This window comes from Oleiphilus sp. HI0086, assembly GCF_001635225.1.
Genome location: NZ_LWFZ01001339.1, coordinates 1 through 582, shown reverse-complemented (window position 1 = coordinate 582; position 582 = coordinate 1). Strand labels below are relative to the sequence as shown.

The following is a 582-nucleotide window of genomic DNA, read 5'->3' as shown; positions in this document are numbered from 1 at the left end:
ATACCACCAGCTGAGCATTCGTCACATCGATATCAACCAAAGAGATGAAGTGGTGATCGGACTACAGTATCAAGGAGATAAAACTGACAGCGTTCCCTTGGTTGCCCACCACCAACGAGGGAAAGACCTCAAACCTCTTTGGGCACCCGATGATGTTAATTATGCCATGAAGCATTATTGTGGCAGCGTTTGTTTTGACCCCATAGGAAAAACTGCCGCGGTTTCCTCACCCAAAGGAGATTTGATTACCTTTTGGGACTTTGATCAATTAATCTATTTAAGCAGTCTTCGTTGTAAAGATGGCTGCGGTTTAACCAGCTATCGAAACAATGAATTTGTTATTTCCAACGGCTTAGGCAACCTTTACCACTACAACAATACAACAAAAGAACTTAGTCAAAACTTATCCAACCCAGGCCTCAAAATTGCCTGGGATAACCATCTCTTGAGCGCCTAAACACACAAATACAAAAGTCCATTTTTCAAGCTCCTAAAAGTCAAAACTCAACTATACTATCTGTGATACAGCTCAACTTCATAGGTAACGAGCTTCTGGAATAGGCAATAGGGGGTCAAATATGT

Annotated in this window: 1 protein-coding gene; it reads left to right on the top strand. The window is 41.8% G+C overall.

From position 1 onward, the window contains the following. A partial coding sequence (locus A3756_RS23150; protein ID WP_156490715.1) for a DUF1513 domain-containing protein occupies positions 1 to 457 on the top strand: 457 nt, incomplete at its 5' end. Positions 458 to 582 lie beyond the last annotated feature (125 nt).